Consider the following 22,657-nt stretch of genomic DNA (forward strand, 5'->3'; position numbering starts at 1 on the left):
CTTTCCTCATCAGGCGGTAGGACCGGGCGTCGTGCCGGTCCGAATGGTCCAGGGTTGCACTACGAAACTGACACCGAACAGCTCCACCGGTTGGCCGGGCTCTACGGGAATCGCGTCGCCGGCCACGTGTCCATCATTCTTGGGACGGACCCAAAGTGAGCCGCTCCGCTCGAACAGCACGAGCGGAACGCCCGCATGCCGGCAGCCGATGTGAACCGTCGGCCCCTGGCCGATGGTCGCGTGCCCGGAAAATAGCACAACGCGGCGAACATCGTTGGGCATCTTGGTCGTATCGCTCAGATCCAGCACGGCCGACCCGCTCCGCCGGCTGGGCAGGCCGAAGTTCAATTTCGCCCTCTTGCCGAACACGATCCGGTCGCCGTCGCGCAACAGATGATGCCGTGTGGGGCGCCCGTTGACATCGACCTCGCGGGTGGACATCAGGAAGTAGTCATCCTCAACGCGAACGATGTTCGTCGTGCGTTCCCCGAGATCACTGATCAGGGGGATGTCCGCCGGTTCGGCCGAAGCGGCCCTGCCCACCGAGGCCTGAGCGCCGCGAACCAGCAGGTAGCTGCCGCCTCCGTCCACGAGCAGGAGCAGATGCCCTGGGGAGGACGTGCGGACATCGCGGCCGTCCGCCAGTTCCCTTCGCCCCGGCAGAGCCAGCGTCTCATGCATGCGCGCGCCCGGAGGCGGCGGCGGACTCTTGGCAACGGGGGGCGACGCACCGGCGCGACTCCATTGAACAAACTCACCCAATGGTCCGGATTGCAGCGCCGTGACGGCGTCGGTTGCGGCACGGACGAGCTCCTCCTGCTCCTTTGCCCAGGAAGCGTCCGGAAGCAGGCGCACGAGCCGAAGCGTCGTTCGGCGGGCCGAAGTCCAATCTGAGCGGCGGATCTCGTCGGCGGCCTTGCGAGCCAGGTCCAGCACGTCCTGCAAGTCACGAATCGAACGGGGGAGATTACTGAACCCCGTCAGGAGTCGAAGCTGCGCCTCGGCACCCTGCAAGAGCCCCTTGAGCACCGCTTCACGAGCTTGGCTTGCAACAGCCTCCGTGAGCTGCCTCTCTGCTTCGAGCACGGCTGGATTCCGCGCGTCCAGCGATGCGGCGCGCTTCACACGTTGCGCCGCCTCGGCGAGCCGATCCAGCCTGAGAAACTCCAGGGCACTGGCGACTTGCCGTTGGGCTTCTCCTGTGCGCTGCGCAATCTCGTTTCGCAGGCCTGCCGCTTCGGGATCATCCGCGCTGACCGGTTCCAGGGCGCGCTGACCGGCCGCGAGAGAGTTGGCATCCAGCTTCCGCCGGGCCTCCAGGAGTTGGTTCCGCCGAACCCCCTGCTGGCGGGACACCTCCGCCGCCACCGTCTGAACCTGCTGACGCAGTTCGGCGATCTGGTCATGAAGTACGCCGCCGACCTCTGCCCGATCGAGATCAAGTAAAGCTTCAGCGAATCGTTCCGCTCTGTAGTGTTCTCGGGCGCGCTCAAGAAAGCGCTCCGCCAGTGTCGCGAGCACGGCCGCGCCACGCCGATCTCCGCGGATGTCCTCGGACGAAGCCAGGCGGAAGGCCTCTTCCAGCCTGCCTTCACGCAGGGCCTTTTCCGCTGCTTTCACTCGAAAGTTGAACAACTGGCCGAACATCCCGGATCTCCCCACTTCGTCGAGGCCCGATCATAAAGCCGGGCCCCGAAGGGTCAAAAACCGACTGGGCTCGCCTGATACAGGCCAGATTCGGCTCGCCCAGACGGCTGGTGTCGCCCCTTTATTCGGAAACCGGGAGCGGTTATTCGGCAAGTAAGGGAGCCAGGGCCATCCGCCACCCGTGCGGGCTCGGGTGCTACCGCCCGGACCGCTGGCGGGCGGCCTCATCCAGCCATGTTCGAAGGTGCCGGGCGAGCAAGGCCGGGTCGCGTTGCGCCAGAATATGCCCGGATACGGACGCCGGGATTCTTAGATTGGCCATGGCCTTTTCCGCACGCTTCCAGAGCTGACCGGCTTTGGCGTCGGATTCGGCAATGAAGAGCTCGCTGACGATCTCGCCGAGCCGGGTCAGCATGATCTCGTCGCGGCGATCGTAATAGCGGTTGATGAGCTTCTTTTGATAGTTCGAGTACTCGGCCACGGGAATAAGTATCCCCCGCGGCCGCCTGCGGTCAAGGCAGAGGACACCGAGACAAACGAGCAAACGCGGTCGGGTCGCAGGCTTGAGGAACGCAAATAGCGGCAACTCGTCATTGACAGTTGGAAACGCGGCGAAGTAGAAACTGAAGCACAAACCTCGGCGAACACGGGATGACCAGTCGTTTTCCTCGAGTGGCACCGCCGGCTTTGAAGCGTGAGGTTGGGGCGTTGAATTGACGGGTGGCAAGGCAGCAACGAGCTTGTCGATTCGGCGGAAGCCGGAATCCAGGAGCCGCGACTAGGACATTTCCTTGGACTCGGGCCTGCGCCGGAGTGGCGCTGGTTCACCTGCTGTGCTTCCTTGCCAAAGAAAGGAAGGAAGAAATGTACCAAGTAGGTGGCGATACGATTGCATCGGGTCTTTTTATTCATCTCAGCTTCTGGGTGATCGGCTATCTGTTGGGATTATTCTTTCCTCCACTCTTCCCTCTCTGGATCATCGGCATCTATGGCAGCGGCTGATGGGCGCGGTGCAACGGTTGTATTCCTGCCCGTCCTTGGTTCGCCCGCCCGTGGATCGCTGACCGGGCGCTTGCAGCCTGCCTGCGATTCTCGCTCTGCGCGATCGGCGCCGGCCCCCGGGAGTTCGAATCGCCCGGCATGGTCGCCGGTCAAGGAGGGGGGTGCCGAGTGAGCCGGGAAATCCGGCCGGCTCGCAGGTTTCAGGAGCGCAAGCGCCGGCCGTTTGGCCTTGACAGGCGGAGACGCGGTCAGGTAAAAGATTGTCACAAATCCCGGTATGCGCGGGTTCATGCGTCGTTCCCGTCGGATGCCGTCATGGTTCGCAAAACAGGAGGCTTGAGAGATGCGTAGAATCATTTCTGCTGCGCTGCTCGCAGGTGTAGTCGTCGCGGTCGGTGTGGGCACGATGGCTTATGCCAAGAAGCCCGGTGGCTCGGGCTGCCCCAGGCCGATTCTCTGCCCGGATGTCTGGGACCCGGTCATCTGCAGCGACGGCAACATCTACAGCAATGATTGCTATGCCTATCGCGCCTGCGCGACGGGCTGCGTTCCCTACGGAGACGGCGGTCCGATCCCCGTCGATTTCTGATCTGAGAATCTATGCGAAGTGCGAAACCGCAACGCCTCGCGATCGCGGGCAGCGTGCGTTTCGTTCGCATGGCCAGGGTTTCACGTTGCGCGAATGCCGGTGCGTTCTCGCGTGTGGGTGCAGTGCGTCTTGGAAAGGGAGGATTGCAGATGAAGAAGTTCGTTGGCGGTCTGGCGTTGGCCGGCGTGGTGTTCTCGCTGGCCTTCGGAACGATGGCGTACGGCAAGAAGCCCCCGCGTCCGGGCAGCGGCTGCCCCCGCACGGGCATCTATTGCCTGGATGTCTGGGATCCGGTGATCTGCGACAACGGCGTGGTGTACAGCAATGACTGCTATGCCTATGTCGCCTGTGCCACCGGCTGCGTGCCCTACGGCGGCGAGACGATGTAAGCACGGACCATTTTGTCCGGATTTGACTTGAGGAGGCGTGGCCGATTCCTGCGGTCACGCCTCCACTTTTTCGAGCAGCCTCATGGCAGCAGCGAGAGTCGGTAGAGAATCTCGTCGCGTCGATCCTTCGTGATGGTCCCGACCCAGAAGGCGTTCACTCTCCCGGCGCCATCGAGAAGCAGCACGGAAGGCGTACTGGGCACTTTCTCCAGCGAGCCCGCGTTCGAACCGGGCGACATGAGCAGCTCCGCACCGGAAAGCTCGAACCACTCCGGGGGCGGCGTCGCATTGGCATCCAGCATGACCGCGTAGGCATCTACAGATTGCAAAGCAGGATCTTCGAGAAGCTGCTGCCAGACGGGACGCTCCTCCTCGCAGGCATGGCAATCGGGATTGAACACCAGGAGCAGTTTCGCGCGGCCGTCGTCCGGAAGCACGCGCGCTTGGCCGGACGCATCCAGGAGCGCGGGAGCCGCGAATTGCTCGCCGGGCCGAAATACGTCCGCCGGTGGGAGATTGCGATTCTGCCCGAGGCGCGTCACCACATCCTTGAGATGCAGATTCTCCCGGGCAAGCAGGAAAACCAGCACGGCCAGCGCGCCGCTGGCCAGCATCAAGGCGATGTGCAGCCAGTCGGTCGATCCGCGGCTGGGGCTCGCGGCAGACTTGATCTCCGTTTCTTCGGGCAAGCTTCTCTCCTTGGCTGAAGCCTATTCGACGGTTCGCTCGCGAATCGATTCTCAGAACCGTTCGCGGCGGCGTCAAGGGACGAGCATCGTCGTTCCGCCCGGCGATGCTGCTTCACCGGCGACCGTCGGCCGGAGAGTGGAAGAGAATCTTTGCGGAGGAGAGAACCAGGAGAAGCAGTGCGATCATTCCCCATGTGGAGACCGCAGGGATCTCCGTGAGACACTGCGGCGCAAAGGCGCCGTCGTCGATGCCGGGGCACAGATCGGCGCAGTTTACGACACCGTCGCCGTCATCATCGTCCAGGTTCCCCGGCGCGTGGTCATCGGCACCGGGACATTGATCGCACCCGTCCGCCACCCCGTCACCGTCGGCGTCCAGGCTGTCGTCGAATCCGTTGCACGTATCGCAGACATTTCCGAATCCATCGTCGTCCGAATCGCCTTGTGCCGGGTTGGATACGCCGGGGCAATTGTCGCAGACGTCGCCAACGCCATCGGCGTCGCGGTCGTCCTGATTGACATTAGCCACGGACGGGCAATTGTCGCACCCATCGGGAACCGTATCGCCGTCGGCATCGAGCGCATCATCGCCACCTTCGCAGACGTCGCACCCATCAGGAACGCCGTCCGCATCCTGATCCGCTCCGTCGTCGAATCCCGGGCATTCGTCGCAGGCGTTGCCGAATCCATCCGCGTCCGAATCTTCCTGCTCCGAATTGAGCGTGTCAGGGCAGTTGTCGCAGAAGTTGGGAAGGCCGTCGTCGTCCAGGTCATCCCAGGGTCCGGCGGAAAGATTCGTGGCGGGAAGTATGGTCAGATCGAAATCCTCGGTCTCGCCGGCAGGGTAGGAGCCGCATGGCGAAGGAGGCGATCCGGCCCCGGTCTCGGCCACGACGCGCAGGCGGGAAAGCCCCGGCACCGCCGACCAGGGAACTTCAAAAACACCGGAAATTTCTCGTTCACCACGCGATCCCCGCGGATCACCCAGAAGCACCCTCTCGCCGGGATCGTCGAAATCGAGGTCCCGATTGAAGTCGATGTAGGCGGCGACGGCGGCACTCTCGATCCGATCGGTCCCGCAGCCGCCGACACGAACGGCGATCCGGGCGCGGCGACCGGGTGTCAACGAAATGGCACTTTCGGTAGCGTGGCGCGTATAGGGCGCGCAGGCGGAGTCCACGCTCAAGGTACTCCGGTCGAGCACCACGGCCGAGGTTCCCGCACCGCCGGCGGAAACGGCACGCGAGATGCAGTAGGTCCGCGGACAGGCCACCGCGTCTGCGCAGTTGGCTTCTTCGCGCACGCCCAGTTGGATTTCGCCGCGATCGCGGGTTGCGTCGATTCCGCCGACGCGAACCAGATAAGTGACGCCCGGTGCGGAACACCACTTGAGCGCGGCGTGTGGAGCGCAGGAATCATCATCCCCCGCGATGAGGGACGGTGCCTCGCAGCGGTCGCAGTAGACCTCCAGAAACGTGTCGGCCACCCCGGAACCCGCGCCGCAGGTCTCGGCGACGAGCGTCCTGCCGTTCCCCCGCACCGCAAACCAGACATCGGCCCCGGTGGCGTTCTTGTTGCTGACGCGATGGGACGCGGGGAGCGGTCCGACGTCGATCGCCTCCTCGCATTCATCATTCGGGCTGGGCGTCGGGCACGAGGCTTCATCGCAGCTCGACACCGCGGAGTGAAACGCGCCGCCGCCGGCCGCGCAGGCTTCGGCCTGGAGAAGGTCGCAGGTGCCATCCGCATGACAGCATGCACCCACCGCCGCGAGAGGAACGCCTTCCACGGTCAGCGTCGTCAGCCCTCCACCGCGGATCAGGCCGGCGTCGCCCATCTGGATCCACGCACTTTCCCCGCCATGCAGCACGATCTGTTCTGCGGCGGAGGTACGCGGCTCTTCGCATGTCGTCGGCCCAGCGGGCACGATCGAACCGCAATCCGATCCTTCGTACAGTGCCAGCAACACGTCGCCGTCCGCAACGCTCTCGGCGCGCGCCATCAGGAGACAATCCTCGCTCGCGGTATATCGGAACCATGCGTCATTCTGCATGGCATTCGCGCCCGGAACAGCGCACGGACCCGCGGGACCGTTGGCCTCGGCCGTCGCAAGGTCGGTCGTCAATTGAAATGACCCACTGTCAATGATCGTTGCGTCCGCACACGATTCCGCCCGCGCGGGCGCGCAGGAGAAGTCCGGGCAGGTCTCTCCCTGGTACCATTGCCCTTCCCGTGACAGACAGTCGGCCGCCCCCTCCGTGGCTGCGCAGGCTCCGAGCACGCAGCATGCGCCGCTGCAGGGCGTCGCGTCGCCACAGGGGCCCTCCTCCGACACGGTGAGTCCGTACGTGCCGCGATCGTCGAAGACGCCGCCAAGATGGATGAAATATTCCTGCCCGGCGATGGAGCAGAACGAGAGGCGTGCCTTGCGGTTGAGCCCGTTGAGAATGCACTCGGCCGGCGCGTCCGAAGGATCGTCCACGCCTCCGATGCAGCCCAGCCCGCTGCAGTCGCAGAAGACCTGGAGCTTGGTGTCGAAGTTGGTTTCGGGGTGGCACGTGCTGACCGTCAACCGGCTGCCCGTTCCCGTCACGCGGAACCATACGCCGGCATCCGGCGCGGACGTGCCGCACGCCGGGAAATCGTCATCGCGCGCCAGGAAGTTGTTTCCAAAAAAGAGCGTATCGAATGCGATGCTATTCGCCTGCGGGCATTCATCGTTGGGTGGCGTGGGAGCACAGGCGGCGGAGGTACAACTGGAATTGTCTCCGGCATAACGCCCCCCGGCGACTTCGCATGCGCTGCGCGGCTGATCCGGCTGGCAGGAGCCGTCGGGAAAGCAGCACGCTCCAACGGCGCACGCCCCGCATTCCGCGGACAACATATAGTCCGAGCCGCATGCCACGCCGGTGAAACGATCGGGCGCGACCACAACGTAGTACGTGCCGGGAGCCAGACAGCGACTCAGCGTAAGTTCCTCGCAGGTGGCTTCGCGGACAAAGGCTATGGTCTCCGCCCCGTCGCATCCTCCGCGCCCGTCGATCAGAAAAACGGCGGACTGAAATTCGGCGGACAGCAGAAGCCGAAGGCTCATCTCGGCATCGACCTCAACCTCGTACCAGTCGGTATCGCGGAGCGCAAACGGACCGCCGCTGCACGTGTCCCCGCTGCACGTTTGGTCCGTGGGACAATCGTCGTCGACCACGCACGGCAATTCCCCGACGAATGTCCCGCTGGTGCCGCAGATCGTCTGGCCGCAGGCAAGCGGCGTGAACTGCGGCGCATCGATCGTATCGCAGCCGGGATTGGTTGAGTCAACGTAATTTCCGCCGCAGACCGGTTCCGCTTCGACGTCGGCGCCCGCCGGGCAAACCACGGTGCACGGACAGATGTTCGGCGTTGCGCATGTCGTGCGATCGCCCCCATAGAGACCACCCGCTGCGCTGCACTCTGCGGGAGTTACCTCTTCACACAGCCCCGTTTCCAAGTCACAACAGGCCCCCGTGAACTCTCCACAGGGCGGATCGAGCGAGGCGCAGGATCGATTGGGAAAAAACAGCGACCCGGCACCGCAGCCACCCTGCGCGCAATCCTCGCAGACACCGGTGGCATTATCGCAGCACGAACCGAAGGGAAACGGACCGACCTCGCCGGAGAGGCAAAAAGCCACATCGAAGGACCGGCCGAAAAAGCTCGAGGCGGGCTCCCACGCCGGCGCATTGGGGCCGTAGTCGATGAAGGCTTCGCTGCCGGTGATTGGCCCAGTCGCAGTCACCCACCAGCCTTGCCCCCCGAATGGGAAGTTTTGCACGGTACGAACGCCGAACCACCACGTACCCGGTGTCAGGGGCAAATCGAGCCCGGTGATGGAATAGAACCAGATGGGATCGCCGAAGAGTGGTCCGTCCATGGTGTTGAAACGGGTCGCACTGACCCCGAATCCGGAGGCGACGACCGCCCCGGGAGATCCCTGCCCACCCGTGCTGTCCAACACGATATAGTCGGCGCCACCGCTCCAGTTGAACTGCGTCGCTTCATTCCCCCACCAGTGCACGCCCCGAATAGTCGAATCGCCCTCCAGCAGCACGTCGTCCACGACCCAGCGGGTGAGCGTCCCGTTGGTGCGGCGCTCGGCGGAAAGGGCGAACAAATCGGGATCGGTGGTGTCGTACGTACCGTTGAAGTAAACCGTGGCAAGCGGGTCACAGTCGTCACCGACGTTCGCTTGGCCGACCCCCGCGGAGGAGTCGATTCGCTTGCCGCCGGTTACTACTGCTGAATTCGATTCGAAACGCTGCGGCGGACCGGCCGAATGCGATGCCGCATATTCGCGCACGGCGTCGACCGTGCCCCATTCGACGCGGACTCCGGAATCGAGGAACTGGAGGAGCAGGCCGGTCTCCGCGGAATCGGGCAAGGCAAGCCGGACCAGTGCGGACGTAGCGTCGGGGCGCGTCAATCGAACTTCGTGTTTATCGCCACCGGTCAGTTTGACAAACCAGGTCGCGGGTCCGACTGGTCTGGACTCGGCCATTGTTCCCCGGGCCGCGACCCATTCGAGCCGAACGCCGCCGGCAGGTTCACCCGCGGCGTCCACGATGGCGACAAACACGCCGCGCGGTATCGAGTCAGCATTGGCGCGAAACGCCGAACAGCCGAGAACGATGATCCCCAGAATCCACCCTGCCTGTTTCATAAATGCGCTCGATTGCTCTTCTCGCTCGCTGGGCGGGAAATCGACAGCCTGCCGGGCCGTTTGTTGCGAGAAGTCTTCCCCAATGCGTGAATGTCACCCCGGCTGTAGTGTAGCGAACTGCGGGTAGCAATGGAAGTACGATCATCCTGAGCGGGCGCGGCGCCGCCCGAACTCGCGTTCCCAGAGCGCACAAACGCAGGCGGTTCCTCCGGACTGGCTGGCCTTCGGCCGCTCTTCCGGAGAACGGGCGATCGAATCGCCGCGAAGCCGCAGTGGAACTCGAGTCCGTCAGCTCGATGCGGATGATTGTTAATCGACACAATCCGCGAGGGATATGCGATTGCTTCGGAGTGGTTGATTTTACGGCCGGCGGTTATTTCGCGATGCCCCCACCAGAAACAACGGCACCGCCGCCAGCATCATGCCCGTACCGAGCAAGTTGATGGGGTGCCCTCACCCGAACCCCATCTTGGCTGCGATTCCCCCGGCCACCAGAATGACCGCCGCAAACCCGAACTTGGTCATGGTACCCCTGCTCCGAAACTCGCCGCTGGCACGATCGGCCGCAAGATCCCCATTTCGCCTACCCCAGATCGAGCGCCCGGATGTACTTCCGGTCGCGAACGAAAAGGCGATCTCCCACGAGCGTGGGAACCGTCCAGGCATTCCGATCACAAAGCTGAAACTCGGCGAGCACCTTGAGCTCCTCGGGCGCCGCCGGGGCCAATGCCAGCTTGCCGTCTTCGTCCAGAATGATCAGCTTATCGCCTGCCAGCAGAACGTTGGCCTTGGAGAACCGGCGGTCCCGCCACGCCATTTCACCCGTGCGGATGTTCATGGCCGCCAGGAACGCAGGGCCGAAATCTCCCGACGAACCGTAGAGATAATCCCCCCTGGCCACGGCCGTGCCGTGCTGAATGCGCATCTTCTGGCTGAACCACAGCTCTTCGGCGACGGTTTTGTCGCCTTCGCGCTTGAGGTGAATTCCGCGCGCCCCCATGCCGTAAGCCGCCGAAACGATGAGGATGTTCCCATCGCACCACACCGGCGTCGAGATGTTCGCGCCGTACTGCGTCGGGTGCGGGTGCGTCCATAGGAGCGAGCCATCGTCGGGGTCCAGTCCCGAGACCTCCGCGCCGGTGAAGACGACGAGCTGCTTCTGCCCGTCGACGTCGATCAGCATGGGCGACGCATATGTCGGACCGAAGTCCTGCGCTTTCCACGCCAGGGAACCGTCCGAAGCCTTCAGCGCGATGATGCTCTTCCCTTCGCCTCCGATGGGAATGATGATCGTATCCTTGTAGGGCAAGGGGCTCGCGCCGTAGCCGCGCCCGAGGTGCGAAGCCTCATACTCGGCATGCAGGTCCTTGCTCCAGTTCAGCTTGCCCGACTTTCGATCCAGGCAGTGCAGCTTGGCGAGGCAGCCCACCGCGAAGACACGGTCCCTGTGGACCAGCGGCGTGGAGTGCGGACCGGGGCCGAACTCCATGGCCATGTCCTCCTCCCAGGGAACGCTGTAGGCGAACTCCCAGACCGTCTCTCCCGTGGCCGGATCCAAGGCGACGACGACCTCCTTACCGTTCATCGCCCACTTGTTTTCTTCCAGCTTCTCGCGCCGCGAATACATCGTGTAGAGGCGATCGCCGTCGTAGACAATGGACGAGTACCCGTCGCCGAGATCGCGCTTCCACAACTCCTTGGGGCCGGACTCGGGCCAATGGTCCGCGATCTTCGCTCCCGGAACGCGAAAGTCCGTATGCACGCCGCCCCATTGCGGCCAGGCGTCGCCCGCATAGGCGACCGCTCCGGGTGCGACGCATCCGATCAGCAGCACGATCCCCAGAAGGCTGGGGCATCTGCCGGGAAAACCGATCGCGGGTACTGGTTGCATCTCGCCTGCCATCACCAAAACTCCTCTAGTGGTAAGCCGACGCGGCAAAACTCGCGTCGCGTACTGTCCCCAACGCCCGGCCGTGCCGAGACATTCCCACGAACGTGCCACACCGGCGAAAATCGCTGCCCGGAGCCCTGGCCCGGCACGTCCCCTGGACTTACCCCCGCGCCGTACACCCCTGCGATCGGCTTCCTCAACGTTGATCGAGCCCTAGTCGTTCTTCTCCTTTGACTCCTCCGACTTCTTTTCCTGATTCGATTTCGCCTTCGCCGACGCTTCCTTCTCCTGCTTTTCTCTCTCGGATGGCGACAGGTAGCGCAAGGTGCTCTTGGCCACGGCCTCCATTTTGCTCTTCTCCTCCATGCCGGGCCGGCCGATCAGGAACTCCATGTTCGCCGTGCTCTCGTTCTCGACGAAAAGTCCGGCGTCGATGTCGTAGAACGCCTTGCCCGTGGACTCTCCGGACAGTTCCGGCGTAACCTGTCCCGGCGGGGGCTCGGCCGGGGCTTCGAGACTGTGCTTGCCCGTAAAGGTCACAACGGCGACCTTGTTCCCCTCACGTTCGGTCACCTTCTCGAGCTTGAATGTGTAGTCGGTGATCATCGTGCCGAACTGGTAGGGCTCACGCGTCTTGGACGTCCAGGTTTCCCCGACGTCGATCTTGCGGTTGGGATACATGGCCATGGCCGATTCGCCCCATTTCTGGCGCAACGAGTCGGCGTTGAACTGTTGCTTGATCTGCGCCCAGACCATGGAATTGCCGGCTTTCTCGGAGACATCGCTTTGAAGCTCGTCGACGCCGCTGATCCCCTCGATTGCGTCCTTTGGTCCGACCTTCAGCGTGAAGGACTGCCCCATGAGTGCATCGAACACGGGCTTGAGCATGGGGGAAGCATCCGCGGCGTCGGGAGCGTCGGTATCGTAGGCCAGCGTGCCCATGAACGGCGTATTAACCTTCTGGCTGAACCGGTCAAACGTCATGACCACGGAGACGGCATCTCCCTCGCCTTTCTTCACCTCTTCCCACATGCCCACAACCTGCGTCATCGTCGTCTCCACGGGACCCGCGGGACCGCCGGGCATCTTCTGCGTGATGTCTGCGCTCTCTTCGACGTAGTGCTTGGCTCCAGGTTTGAATTTCCGCTCGATGGTCACAGACTCAGCGAGCGCTTGACCGGCGGCAAGGCCCAGAAGACAAGCGCACGCCGTGACCACCCACGTCTTCCGATAAGAAAAAAGTCGCATAATGCTCCCCTGATCATCCGTCTTGGAGGTTCTTCGATCGCACACGATGTCGACCGCACGACATTCAGGATAACCGCGCCCCCGGTGCGGCGAAACGGGGCGCGGGCTGAAAGGAGCGGCCCCTGCGTTTTGCCTTACAGAGTTGCAAGGATCGCCCTGCGTTCAACGCAAGTCTAACGGAGGAGAACACCGGACGGGCGTTGGATTCGGCAAGAGGTGGTCAGGATTTGTGTGTCCGCCTCGAAATGCGCGGCCGGCATTCGCCGATGCGCCGGGAAGCGGCGTTCGTTTGGCGGCGTTGAAGGATTGCCGGATGCCCGGCCAGGCGTCTTTGGTGCCTGCTGACCTGGGGGTCGAGGACTTGCGCCTCGACTCGTCCGTGGGATGGTGTATTGCTTCCCGTCAGTCGGCGGAGTGGCTGCTGATTCCCTTCGCGTGCCGCTCATGCTCAACCTGCTGCTGCTGTCCGGTCAGCATCTCCGGGTGCGCTTCCTGGCCGCACTGACATCCAACGATGAACGACGAGCCGAACAGCATCGCCACGATCAGGCAGCGTGTCACCATCTTCTTCATTGCCGCGCTCTCCGGTTAGGTAGCGATTCAACGCCATGGAATGGCCCGAATCTGGATCGCTGGTATCTCTGACAAGTTAGTTCACTAGAAACGGTAGCGCCCTGAATCAGACGGGTCAAACCCGATGATACGCGAGCGAGACCTTCAACGGTGAGAAACACATCTCACGGTCTTTTTTCGGACGATTTGCACAGGCGACTGGACTTGCGTTGTTCGCGGACGAAATTATCCACTTAGCGCCGCTAACCGGGCGACCCGGGCATCCGCCCAGGAGGTGGGTTGGTCGTGACGGATGATCTCCAGCAGGTCGATCAGGGCGTCCGCGTCAAAACCTGCCGCAATGAGATACCGCGCAGCCTGGACATCCGCGCGGATTTCCACGGCCAATGCGGCGTCCGCCCCGGCGGACCGTTCGGCGAAGTGATCGCCCGCGGCAAGATGAGCCATTTCATGAGCGATGACCGCGGCAAGGAGCGCGTCGCTGCGAAGTCGTTCGTAAAGACCTAGCGTAACGTAAATCCGCCCGCCGGGAAGTGAAATGGCGTTGGGCGTGGCACTATCCAGCAGCCGGACCCGGCATGGCGGTGGCGGATCCACCGCTCTCTCCCTCAAGCGCTGGGCAATCCGTTCCGCGCGGTGTTCGAAGGACGCGTCACGGATGACGCCTCCGAACCGTTCCTCGACCTTGCGCGCCGCCCGAGAACCGGCCAGCGCTTCCGCCCGATCCGGCGATGCCGTGTCGTGCGACATCGGGCCCGACATGCAGCGGCAACCGACGTTGACGGGGAGTGCCGCCGCAATGAGGATGAGGGCAAGAACGCGCTTCACGCCAGGGTGCGCCCGCACCCCAGGCGGGCCTGTCCGGCAAGACCAACGGCCGGATTTCACCCTTAACGATTACGATATCGAAACGATCCCCCTTTGCTGGATCGACCTTCCGCAACCGGTAGCGCGCAAAGACCAAGCCCCGGGAATATCCCTGAGTCCGAAAAGGGAATCCCGTGGCGCACGGAGATACAGCCACTCCGTGAGACGACCGACGCGGTCGTCACGCCGCAGCGCTTCCTTCGTCAATCGGCCGTACCGACAAACTCGCCCGGTGCCGGCACGAATTCGCCGAGCAGGTCGGCCGTGTAGTCTTCCACGAAGCCGAGAATTCCCGCGACCACGTTGTTCCGCAGATCGCCGAGCGTGCAGCTCGCGAAGGTCGTGCCCACCATCGCCACGGCGACCGCGAGCATGGCGCGTCGCACCTTGCCACCTCTTGTAACATTGACCATCGCACGTTCTCCCGAATCCACAAGAAAGCCGGTATCACCTGAACATCATCGAGCCCATTGCCGGCGCCGCAGCATTGAAAAGCAGCCACGCGAACCGGCGGGCATTCCTCGCATCAGAAGCTGGCGCGGAGCCGGAGGCCGAAGACAAACGCGTCCCGGTCGTTGTCGTCGCCGCCCGGGTTAACCACATACTGGAGGTCGGGCGTTAGCACGCACCACGGCGCCAATTCATAGGCGTAATACAGTTCGTACACCGTCTCGCTGTCGGCACGCGGACGCGTCGCCCGGCGAAGGTCGTCCGACAGGATTCCCTGCGCGACGGCGAAGGCGACGGTGTCACGATCCCGGCCGGGAATGGGCCCGCGATACTGCGCGCCGACGGCCCAGAAATGCTCGAACAGGTTGCGGTCTTCGTGCGCGAATCCGTAACGGGCGAATGCCGACAGTCCCTGCTCGTCCTTGGGGTCATCCTGCTCCTTCCAGAGCATCTGGTCCGAGCCGAAGTAGAATCCGTAATCGCCGGTCTGCACCCTTCGCGCCAACAGACCGCCAAGGGTGTTGCGATATTCCGTCTTGGTGCGCGGATCGTACCACGTGCCGAATCGATAATGGCCCGGCAGAATGTCGCCCCTGCAAATCCATTTCGGGGCCAGGCCGAGTTCCGCGTACGCGGCGAAGCGGGCCTCGTCGTGGAAGGCCGAATCGAAACCCGTGCGTGTCGGTCGGGCGTCGTTGTCCACCACCGCGGCACGGAGATTCAGCCAGTCCACCGGCCAGAGGCTCGCGTAGAGACCCAGACCATTGCGGTGGGGAATCGTGGGATTGGTCACCAGGGCCGTGTTCAGAAACTGGATGTCTTCGCTGTTGGCTGCGGCGTTCTCGTCGAAGAGATCCTTGGCGGTAACCAGCCGTCCGACGCGCAGTTCGATGCGGTCGTCCAGCAGGCGCTGTCGCCACCACCACTTGTCCACGAAGATCGGCTCCTCCGGTCCGGCGTCGCCGTCGGTACGGAATAGCCCGCCGATTTTCTCCCGATCGAAGTCGCTGACTTCACCGCCGTAACTGCCCTTGGCGCGAAAGAAGAACGTGCCGCCGTCGATCCATTTCATCTTTTCGAAGTCAAGCAGCAGGGTCAGATCGTAGGTTCCCGCGAAATCCGTCCCGTTGGCGGTTTCCAGTCCGCCCTTCATGTTCGCCATGAACTGCGTCTGGCTGGTCAGCTGAATGTCGATTCCCGATTCCTTGAGCTGCGTACGGGCGCCTCCCCAGTCACCGGTGAGTTGCTTGGCGGTCCAGACGTCGTACGCAGGAGCGGACTTCGATTCGCCAGGCGCGGGCGAAGCCTCCGTCGGCTCGGCGCCGCCGGTCTCCTCCGACTTGGGCTGTTCCGCCTGCACCGTCGCCGACGGCGTTGAGGCATCCGCTCGAACTTCCGCCGCGCTCTGCGACGAAGGATCTCCCGCCGCTGGATTCGGTTCGGCCTGCCCCCACGCCGACACACTCATGCAGCCTGCGACCCCGGCCACCCACCATCGTTGCAGCAACTCGTTCCATCTCAGATTCATCTGCTCGCCCGCAAGGAACACGTGTGCTTCAACCGGACTTCCCACTCGCCGCGGTCGGATCAATCTCAGTCAACTCAGTTCAGTTCTATTATCGGGCGCCGCGCGATTGGCCCTTAGACATGCCGCCTGACGCCGGGAAAACCCTTAGTGAACAGGTGCTTCGACGCTGCGTCAGAAGAACACGCGAAGCCGTAGCCCGAAGACGAATGCATCGTCGCCGTCGTCCTTTCCGCCGGAATCCACGACGTACTGAAAGTCGGGCGTCAAGACGCACCACGGTGCCAGGTGAATAGCGTAGTAGGTCTCGATGACGGTCTCCTGCCCGGCTTCGGGTTCGACCCACCGCTCATAGTCGTTGGACAGAAGGCCCTGCGCCACCGCCAATCCCAGGACGTCGTTGTCACGATCGGGAATCAGCCCGACGTAGTGCGCGCCGATCGACCAGAAGTGCTCCAGGCTGTTCACGTAGCCGTGGGCAAAACCGTACCGTGCCCCGATGCTGAGTCCCTGCTCGTCCTCCGGATCCGCCGATTCCCTCGAGACGCGCTCATCGGCGCCGAAATAAAATCCGAAGTCGCCGGTCTTGGTTGGTGCCTCGACATTGCCGGGAATCCACCGGAAATGCTCCTTGGGCGACGGGTCATACCAGGTTCCGAAACGATAATGCCCCGTGAATACGCCGCATGTCGTGACCCACTCCGGCGCCAGAGTCAGTTCGGCCATCGCCACCGCCCGATTCGGCCCGTGAAACGCCGTGTCGAATCCCGTCCGCGTGGCCCCGGCGTCGGCATCCACGAAGCCCGCGACGATGTTCAACCAGTCTGTGGGCCACACGCCGGCCGTGACGCCCAGGCCGTTGCGATGCGGAATCGTCTGGTTGATGACCAGCGCGCCGTTCAGGAATTGTGTGTCCTCTCCCCCGGTAACGTCGTTCAAGTCGAAGATGTCGTCCGTTGTGAGGCGACCGATGTGGATTTCGATCCGATCATCCAGCAATCGCTGCCGCCACCACCACTTCTCCACGAAAATCGGCTCTTCCGGACCGGCATCATTGTTGGTCGCGAACAGGCCCCCGATCTTCTCCGCATCGAAATCCGAGTCCTCGCCGCCGTACGAGCCGTGCGCCCGGAAGAAAAATTCCGCCCCGCTCAGCGAGAACATCTTCTCGAAGTCCAGCAGCAGGTTGAGGTCGTACGTCCCGGCGAAGTCGTGGCCGTTGTGCGTTTCCAGGCCGCCCTTCAGGTTGTTCATGAATTGCGTCTGGCTGGTCAGCTCGATGACCACGCCGCCGTCTGAGAGCTTCGTGCGAGCGCCCCCCCAGTCGCCGGTGATCGTCTCGGCCTGCCAGATGTAAGGCGGTTCGGCCGCCGACGTCGCCGGCTCCTCCACGGTCTTCGTCACCTCGGCGGATTCCGGGGTCGGTTTCTCCGGCTGCGGTTCATCCGCGCGGGAATCGATCGTCGGAAAGAAAAGGCCCATGGCGGCGGGCGCCCAATACCATCGAGTGCGTCGCATGGTCAGCCATCCGTCGGTGTAGACTCCTGCATCCCCGGCCGCCGGCGCCGGCGCCGCGAAAATGCACGTCTGGTGTCGTGTCTCTTCGGGAACTTAATCGAAGGGGATGAGTGATCTTCGACCGGAAATCTCGCCCAAGCGGACTCGATTTCCCAGGCGGGTTGCGCACAGGCACCGCGCCGAAAGCCCCATTTTGTCGCCACTTTAACTTGAGGGTAAATCCGCCCCCCAATACAGATAAAGCGCCCGTTCAGCCCCGCCGATAGGCCCGCGGAGGCACGCTGAAGACGGGCTTGATCGATGACGATCTTCCCCGGGCCTGCCTCGCCTTGCGGTTGAAGAGGCCGCCGCGCACTTCCGGGCTGTTTCACCTCAGGCCTCGGCGGCATTTGCTGACTTGCGCGGCGGAAGGAAACGTGCGGATTCACGGCCGGTTCGGCTGAGCGAGCGGCACATTTCGATCTTTGAGGAGACGGCAACCCATGTTCAAGAAGATGGCACTCAGTACGAAGATCATCGGGGGATTCGCCCTTCTGATCGTCATGTCTTCGGCGCTCGGAGGTCTTGCCGTGTGGAGCATGCACGGCGTCCAGGACGACGCCACCAAGCTCGCCGATGAGTACGTTCCCGAAGTAGCCGTTGCCAATGAGATCGAGCGCAATTCGCTCATGACCATGTACAACATCCGCGGATACGGATTCACCGAGGAAGACCGCTTCCTGAAGGAGGGCAAATCCTTTCTGGCCGAAGTCGAAAAGCAACTTACCGTCGCCGGCGAACTCGCGGAAAACTCGCCTCACCTCATGATGCTCAAACAAGACGTCAAGGACCTTCGAGACGGAGTCAAGACGTACCGGGAACTGGTTGAGCAGACTGAAGAGAAGGTCAAAGCACTCGGAGACGACCGCCAGCACCTTGACTCCTCGGCCCAGGCTTACATGAAGAATTGTTTCGACTTCCTGGCCGGCCAGAACGAGGCCATGATGACCGAAATTCGCGCATCGGGCACGCACCATGCCGAGTCCGGTGAATCCGCACCTGCCGAAGTCGCTGAAAACAAGGGAACGGATGTCCTCCTGGAGAGACTCGAGAAGATCACGCTCGTCAACGATATCATCGACCTCGGAAACGCCACGCGCCTGGCCTGCTTCAAATCCCAGGCCAAACGCGATCCCAAGGTGATCGAAGAGGCCATTCCGAATTTTGAGCAGATGAATCAGAAGTTCGAAGCATTGCGCAAGATTACCCATATGAAGGTCGATCACGATCGGATCGACGCCACACAACAGGCCGCCAACGACTACAAAGCCGCTATGACCAGTCTCCTCTCCCATTGGACGGAGCTTGAAAAAGTCGCTGTTGAACGCACGACCACCGGTGAGGAAGTCTTGAAGCATGCAAAGGAAGTTGCTGCGGCGGGCATCGAGCACACCGACGAAATCGCCAACGGCGCTCAGGACAATCTGACGCAGGCCTCGACGGTCATGATCGGCGGCCTGGTCATTGCTACCATCATCAGCGTGATCATCGCCCTCGTCCTGACCCGTGGGATCACCGCCCCGTTCAAGGAGATCTTCAAGGGCCTCAAGTCCTTCAGCCGCGCCGAGTTGGGCGAAACGGCCATCACCTTCAACCGCATCATCGAAGGCCTCACCGAGGGCGTCACGCAGGTCAACGACGGCGCCGGACAGGTCTCCACGGCGTCCCAGCAGCTCGCCGAAGGCGCCAGCGAACAGGCCTCCTCGCTCGAGGAAACCTCCAGCGCCCTCGAGGAAATGGCCGCCATGACCCGCACCAACGCGGAGAACGCCCAGCGGGCGAACGATCTCGCCTCGCAGGCTCACCGCGCCGCCGACAACGGCAACCTCGTCATGACCGCCATCGCCGATTCCTCCGGCCAGATCAGCAAGATCATCAAGGTCATCGAGGAAATCTCCTTCCAGACCAACCTCCTGGCGCTCAACGCGGCCGTGGAAGCCGCCCGCGCCGGCGAGCACGGCAAGGGCTTTGCGGTCGTCGCCGACGAGGTCCGCAACCTCGCCCAGCGCGCCGCGCAGGCCTCGCGCGAGGTCACCGGCCTGATCGACAATTCCGTGAACAAGTCGCGCGAGGGCACGGAAGCCATCCAGAACATCGTCGAAGGCGTCGCCCAGGTCACCGAGCTCATTAAGGGCATCGCCCAGGCCACCAAGGAGCAGGCCCAGGGCGTCGACCAGGTCAACACGGCCGTCTCCCAGATGGACAAGGTCACGCAGCAGAACGCCTCCGGTGCCGAGGAATCCGCCTCGGCCGCCGAGGAAATGAGCGCCCAGGCTGCTTCGACGAAGTCACTGGTCGACGAGCTGATCGGCCTCGTTCGCGGATCGCAGGGTGACCAGGGCATGAGCAGGCCGCGGCACGCCACGATGAGTCTGGCGCCGAAGAAGCACATTCACCCCCTGGCCGCGCGCCTGCACCCGAAGGTCAGCGCGAAACCGCAGCACCGGGAGACGGGCAGCGATCACGCCACGGAGAACCCCAAAGATAAAAGTGAGGACTTCCTGGATATGAGCGAGCATTCGGAGCTGGCCAAGTTCTAGCACCAGAACCGGGTTCGATCTTCTCGGACCTCAAGCGCGCCGCATGGTGGTTTCCCCGACCCCACCGTGCGACGCGCTTCTTTATTTGCAGCCATGCTCAAGGGCTCGTGCCTGAAGAACGAGGTAGTAAAGACCCGCAATGAGCGCTCCGATACGAACAGCAACCGGCCGGCTGCCGTCGCCCGGTGTGCAACCGCATGACAAACCCGAATACCCCGGTTCTCTAAGGAAACTCCAGATGTCCCTTCAGAACATGACGATAGGCAAACGGATCGGCCTGGGCTTCACGGTAGTACTCGTGCTCTTGGCAGCACTGGCGGCCTTCTCCTACTTCGGCGTTGACCATCTGCTCCACGATGCGAAGGGCGTCACGAAGGGCAACCATCTCGATGCCGTACTTGCCCAGCGGGAAATCGATCACCTGCTCTGGACGGCCAAACTTTCCGACTTCATTACAAACGCCGAGAGCTCTGAGCTTCATCTCGAAACCGACGACCATCAATGCGGCTTGGGAAAGTGGCTCTACGGTGAGGGCCGAAAGGAAGCGCTCGCGTCGTTTCCGACGCTCGCACCCATTCTGAACGGCATGGAGGAGCCTCACCGCCAACTGCACGAGTCCGCCGTTGAAATCGAACGAACGTATCGACTGCGGCATCCGGGCCTCGCCCAGATACTGGCGGATCGAATGGACGACCACATCCAGTGGGTGGCCGGCCTGACCCATGCCTTGATCACCGAAGCCCAAGTGAATGGCTACACCAAGCGGCGGGAGGACGCGGTGGACCAGGCGATGTCCATTATCGAGGCCATCGCCGAGGACGAGTCCATCGGCAGCGAGGAGGTCCGCAAGGAGAGGGCGCTTGCGACCTTGAAAGCCATGCGCTACGGCACAGACGGCGCCGATTACGTCTGGGTGAACGACATGCACCCGCGCATGATCATGCATCCCATCGATTCGGCACTCGACGGCCAGGACCTCACCGGAATCACGGACACGCAGGGCACTCCCTTGTTCATGAACATGGTCCGAAAGGTGGAAAAGGATCACGAGGGCTTCGTCGTCTACTACTGGCCTCATCCGGCCACCAACGAGCCCACAGAGAAAGTCTCTTACGTACGCGCCTATGCACCGTGGGGATGGATCGTGGGCAGCGGCATCTTCGTGGAGGACGCCGACGACGAGACCGTGGCCCGCATGAGGCAATTCGCCGACAACGCAGAATTCAAACTCGGGTTACAGATGGACCCGGCAAGGTGCGAGTTCGGCAAGTTTCTCAGTGACCCCGCCACTGCAAGACTGATGCAGTCGTTTCCGGAGTTCAAGACGGCCATGGAGGCCATCCGCGAACCGCACGAGCGCCTGCATCGCGCGGCCGTGGATATAGAAAGATTGATGAACGAGCATCAGTTGGTCAAGGCCATTCGCGTCTACGAAGACATCGTCAAACCGGCGTTGGACGATGTCAAATCGCAGATTCACGACACCATAGAAGCGGAGGACCAGCTCGTCCGGGCCGTGGAGGAAACAGGCGAAATCTTCACCCACAAGTCCACTCCAGCCTTGTCGAGCATCCGCGACTTGCTGAAGAAGGCCCGCGAAGAAATTCACGCCAACACGGAGACCGACGAGGCACTGGTCGCTTCCGCGGAGTCCACCGGGCGCTACATCATGATGACCGGCGTCGCCGCCGTCGTCATCGGCATCTTCCTCGCCCTCTTCATCGCCCGCGGGTTGATCCGCACCCTGACGCGCACCGTCACCGCGCTTCGCGAAGGCGCCGACCAGGTCAACGACGCCGCCGGACAGGTGGCCGGCGCCAGCCAGCAGCTTGCCGAGGGCGCCAGCGAGCAGGCCTCCTCCCTCGAGGAAACCAGCAGCGCCCTCGAGGAGATGGCGGCCATGACCCGCACCAACGCCGCCAGCGCCCGCGAGGCCAACGAGCTCTCTGCCCAGGCCCGTAATGCCGCCGACGAGGGCGACCGGACCATGGGCAAGCTCAACTCCGCCATGACCTCCATCGATGAATCCTCGAGCCAGATCAGCAAGATCATCAAGGTCATCGAGGAAATCGCCTTCCAGACCAACCTCCTCGCCCTCAACGCCGCCGTCGAGGCCGCCCGCGCCGGCGAACACGGCAAGGGCTTCGCCGTCGTCGCCGACGAGGTCCGAAACCTCGCCCAGCGCGCCGCCCAGGCCGCGCGCGAAACGACCAGCCTCATCGAGGACTCCGTCGGCCGCGTCCGCGAAGGCACCCAGGTCGCCAATGAGGTGACCAGATCCCTCGGCGCCATCACCGGCGACGTGGCCAAGGTCTCCGAGCTCATCAACGGCATCGCCACGGCCAGCGACGAGCAGAGCCGCGGCGTGGACCAGATCAACACCGCCGTCTCCCAGATGGACAAGGTCACCCAGCAGAACGCCTCGGGCGCCGAGGAATCCGCCTCCGCGGCGGAGGAACTGGCCGCCCAGGCCGAAGCCGTGCGCTCCATGGTCAACGAACTCGCGACGCTGGTCGGGGGCAACGCCCTGCAGAAGCAGGCCCCGAACACCGGGTCACCGCATTCCCAAAAAGACAAGAACCTCGTCCGCCGCCGTGCGCTCGGCCGGAGCAAGCCGTCGTCAACGGGCACAAGAGAGCGCGGGAACGCGCCGGCACCCGTAACCGCCCAGGCTTCGAAGCAAGCCGGAAGCGCAAACGATAACTTTCTGGACATGAGCGACGGCAACATCCAGGATTTCTGATTCGGTCCTGACTCGAGAATCCCGGGCCCGGCTGACCGGCGTGAATCATCTCGCGTCGCTCAACCGGGCCTTTGCTTTGGGTTGCGCCCGCGCGTGAACCATCTCGTCCGCTCGGTTCTTGCACCCGCTGCGTCGGGTCGAAGGTTTCCACTCACTTCCCAATCACTGCCATTCAGCACATCGCCGGCGAGTCTCTATCCAGCGCGTCGCCCTGTATCGGAATGTTTTTGCGATTCAGGATTAATCGCCTT

At 63.1% G+C, this 22,657-nt stretch carries 16 protein-coding genes; 5 read left to right on the forward strand and 11 right to left on the reverse strand.

Annotation, left to right across the window (positions count from 1 at the left end; genetic code table 11):
• Positions 1-9 precede the first annotated feature (9 nt).
• Both J5J06_14395 and J5J06_14400 read right to left on the reverse strand, forming a co-directional pair.
• On the reverse strand, positions 10-1,647 hold the full coding sequence (locus J5J06_14395; GenBank protein ID MCO6438281.1) for a hypothetical protein: 1,638 nt from the start codon (positions 1,645-1,647) through the stop codon (positions 10-12).
• Positions 1,648-1,843: 196 nt separating this feature from the next.
• Entirely contained in the window at positions 1,844-2,128 is a 285-nt protein-coding gene (locus J5J06_14400) for a hypothetical protein (GenBank protein ID MCO6438282.1), read from the reverse strand.
• Positions 2,129-2,511: 383 nt separating this feature from the next.
• Between J5J06_14400 and J5J06_14405 the strand changes: the two genes are divergently transcribed.
• The 3 genes from J5J06_14405 to J5J06_14415 all read left to right on the forward strand — a co-directional run bounded on the left by J5J06_14405 (position 2,512) and on the right by J5J06_14415 (position 3,627).
• The gene (locus J5J06_14405) at positions 2,512-2,649 is read left to right on the forward strand and encodes a hypothetical protein (GenBank protein ID MCO6438283.1); all 138 of its coding nucleotides are present in this window, start codon (positions 2,512-2,514) and stop codon (positions 2,647-2,649) included.
• 343 nt (positions 2,650-2,992) lie between these two features.
• Positions 2,993-3,238 (forward strand): hypothetical protein, encoded by a 246-nt coding sequence (locus J5J06_14410; protein ID MCO6438284.1) that lies wholly within the window; start codon positions 2,993-2,995, stop codon positions 3,236-3,238.
• Between the two features lie 149 nt (positions 3,239-3,387).
• Complete coding sequence (locus J5J06_14415) at positions 3,388-3,627, forward strand: hypothetical protein (GenBank protein MCO6438285.1); 240 nt, start codon at positions 3,388-3,390, stop codon at positions 3,625-3,627.
• An 80-nt stretch (positions 3,628-3,707) separates the two neighbouring features.
• Here J5J06_14415 and J5J06_14420 read toward each other — a convergent pair whose 3' ends face one another.
• The 9 genes from J5J06_14420 to J5J06_14460 form a co-directional block, all read right to left on the reverse strand.
• Positions 3,708-4,316 carry a hypothetical protein gene (locus tag J5J06_14420; protein ID MCO6438286.1) on the reverse strand — a complete coding sequence of 203 codons (609 nt, stop codon included), beginning with the start codon at positions 4,314-4,316 and terminating at the stop codon, positions 3,708-3,710.
• 112 nt (positions 4,317-4,428) lie between these two features.
• Positions 4,429-9,012: a hypothetical protein gene (locus J5J06_14425; protein MCO6438287.1), complete on the reverse strand. Its 4,584-nt coding sequence runs from the start codon at positions 9,010-9,012 to the stop codon at positions 4,429-4,431.
• Positions 9,013-9,595: 583 nt separating this feature from the next.
• Positions 9,596-10,915: a PQQ-like beta-propeller repeat protein gene (locus J5J06_14430; protein MCO6438288.1), complete on the reverse strand. Its 1,320-nt coding sequence runs from the start codon at positions 10,913-10,915 to the stop codon at positions 9,596-9,598.
• A gap of 201 nt (positions 10,916-11,116) precedes the next feature.
• The gene (locus J5J06_14435) at positions 11,117-12,151 is read right to left on the reverse strand and encodes a hypothetical protein (protein ID MCO6438289.1); all 1,035 of its coding nucleotides are present in this window, start codon (positions 12,149-12,151) and stop codon (positions 11,117-11,119) included.
• 402 nt (positions 12,152-12,553) lie between these two features.
• On the reverse strand, positions 12,554-12,724 hold the full coding sequence (locus J5J06_14440) for a hypothetical protein (GenBank protein MCO6438290.1): 171 nt from the start codon (positions 12,722-12,724) through the stop codon (positions 12,554-12,556).
• A 225-nt stretch (positions 12,725-12,949) separates the two neighbouring features.
• A complete protein-coding gene (locus tag J5J06_14445; protein ID MCO6438291.1) occupies positions 12,950-13,552 on the reverse strand; it encodes a M48 family metallopeptidase in 603 nt (200 codons plus the stop codon).
• Between the two features lie 242 nt (positions 13,553-13,794).
• Positions 13,795-14,004 (reverse strand): hypothetical protein, encoded by a 210-nt coding sequence (locus tag J5J06_14450; GenBank protein MCO6438292.1) that lies wholly within the window; start codon positions 14,002-14,004, stop codon positions 13,795-13,797.
• A gap of 113 nt (positions 14,005-14,117) precedes the next feature.
• Positions 14,118-15,569, reverse strand: coding sequence for a carbohydrate porin (locus J5J06_14455; GenBank protein MCO6438293.1), 1,452 nt, complete (start codon positions 15,567-15,569; stop codon positions 14,118-14,120).
• A gap of 171 nt (positions 15,570-15,740) precedes the next feature.
• Entirely contained in the window at positions 15,741-17,084 is a 1,344-nt protein-coding gene (locus J5J06_14460; GenBank protein MCO6438294.1) for a carbohydrate porin, read from the reverse strand.
• A 482-nt stretch (positions 17,085-17,566) separates the two neighbouring features.
• On the opposite strand from J5J06_14460, the gene J5J06_14465 reads away from it, so the two are divergent.
• Together J5J06_14465 and J5J06_14470 are read left to right on the forward strand one after the other, a co-directional pair.
• Entirely contained in the window at positions 17,567-19,663 is a 2,097-nt protein-coding gene (locus J5J06_14465) for a chemotaxis protein (GenBank protein ID MCO6438295.1), read from the forward strand.
• 238 nt (positions 19,664-19,901) lie between these two features.
• Positions 19,902-22,406 (forward strand): cache domain-containing protein, encoded by a 2,505-nt coding sequence (locus J5J06_14470; protein MCO6438296.1) that lies wholly within the window; start codon positions 19,902-19,904, stop codon positions 22,404-22,406.
• The last annotated feature ends 251 nt before the right edge of the window (positions 22,407-22,657 follow it).

The sequence above is a fragment of the Phycisphaerae bacterium genome (genome assembly GCA_024102815.1).
Taxonomy (GTDB): Bacteria; Planctomycetota; Phycisphaerae; order UBA1845; family UBA1845; genus JAGFJJ01.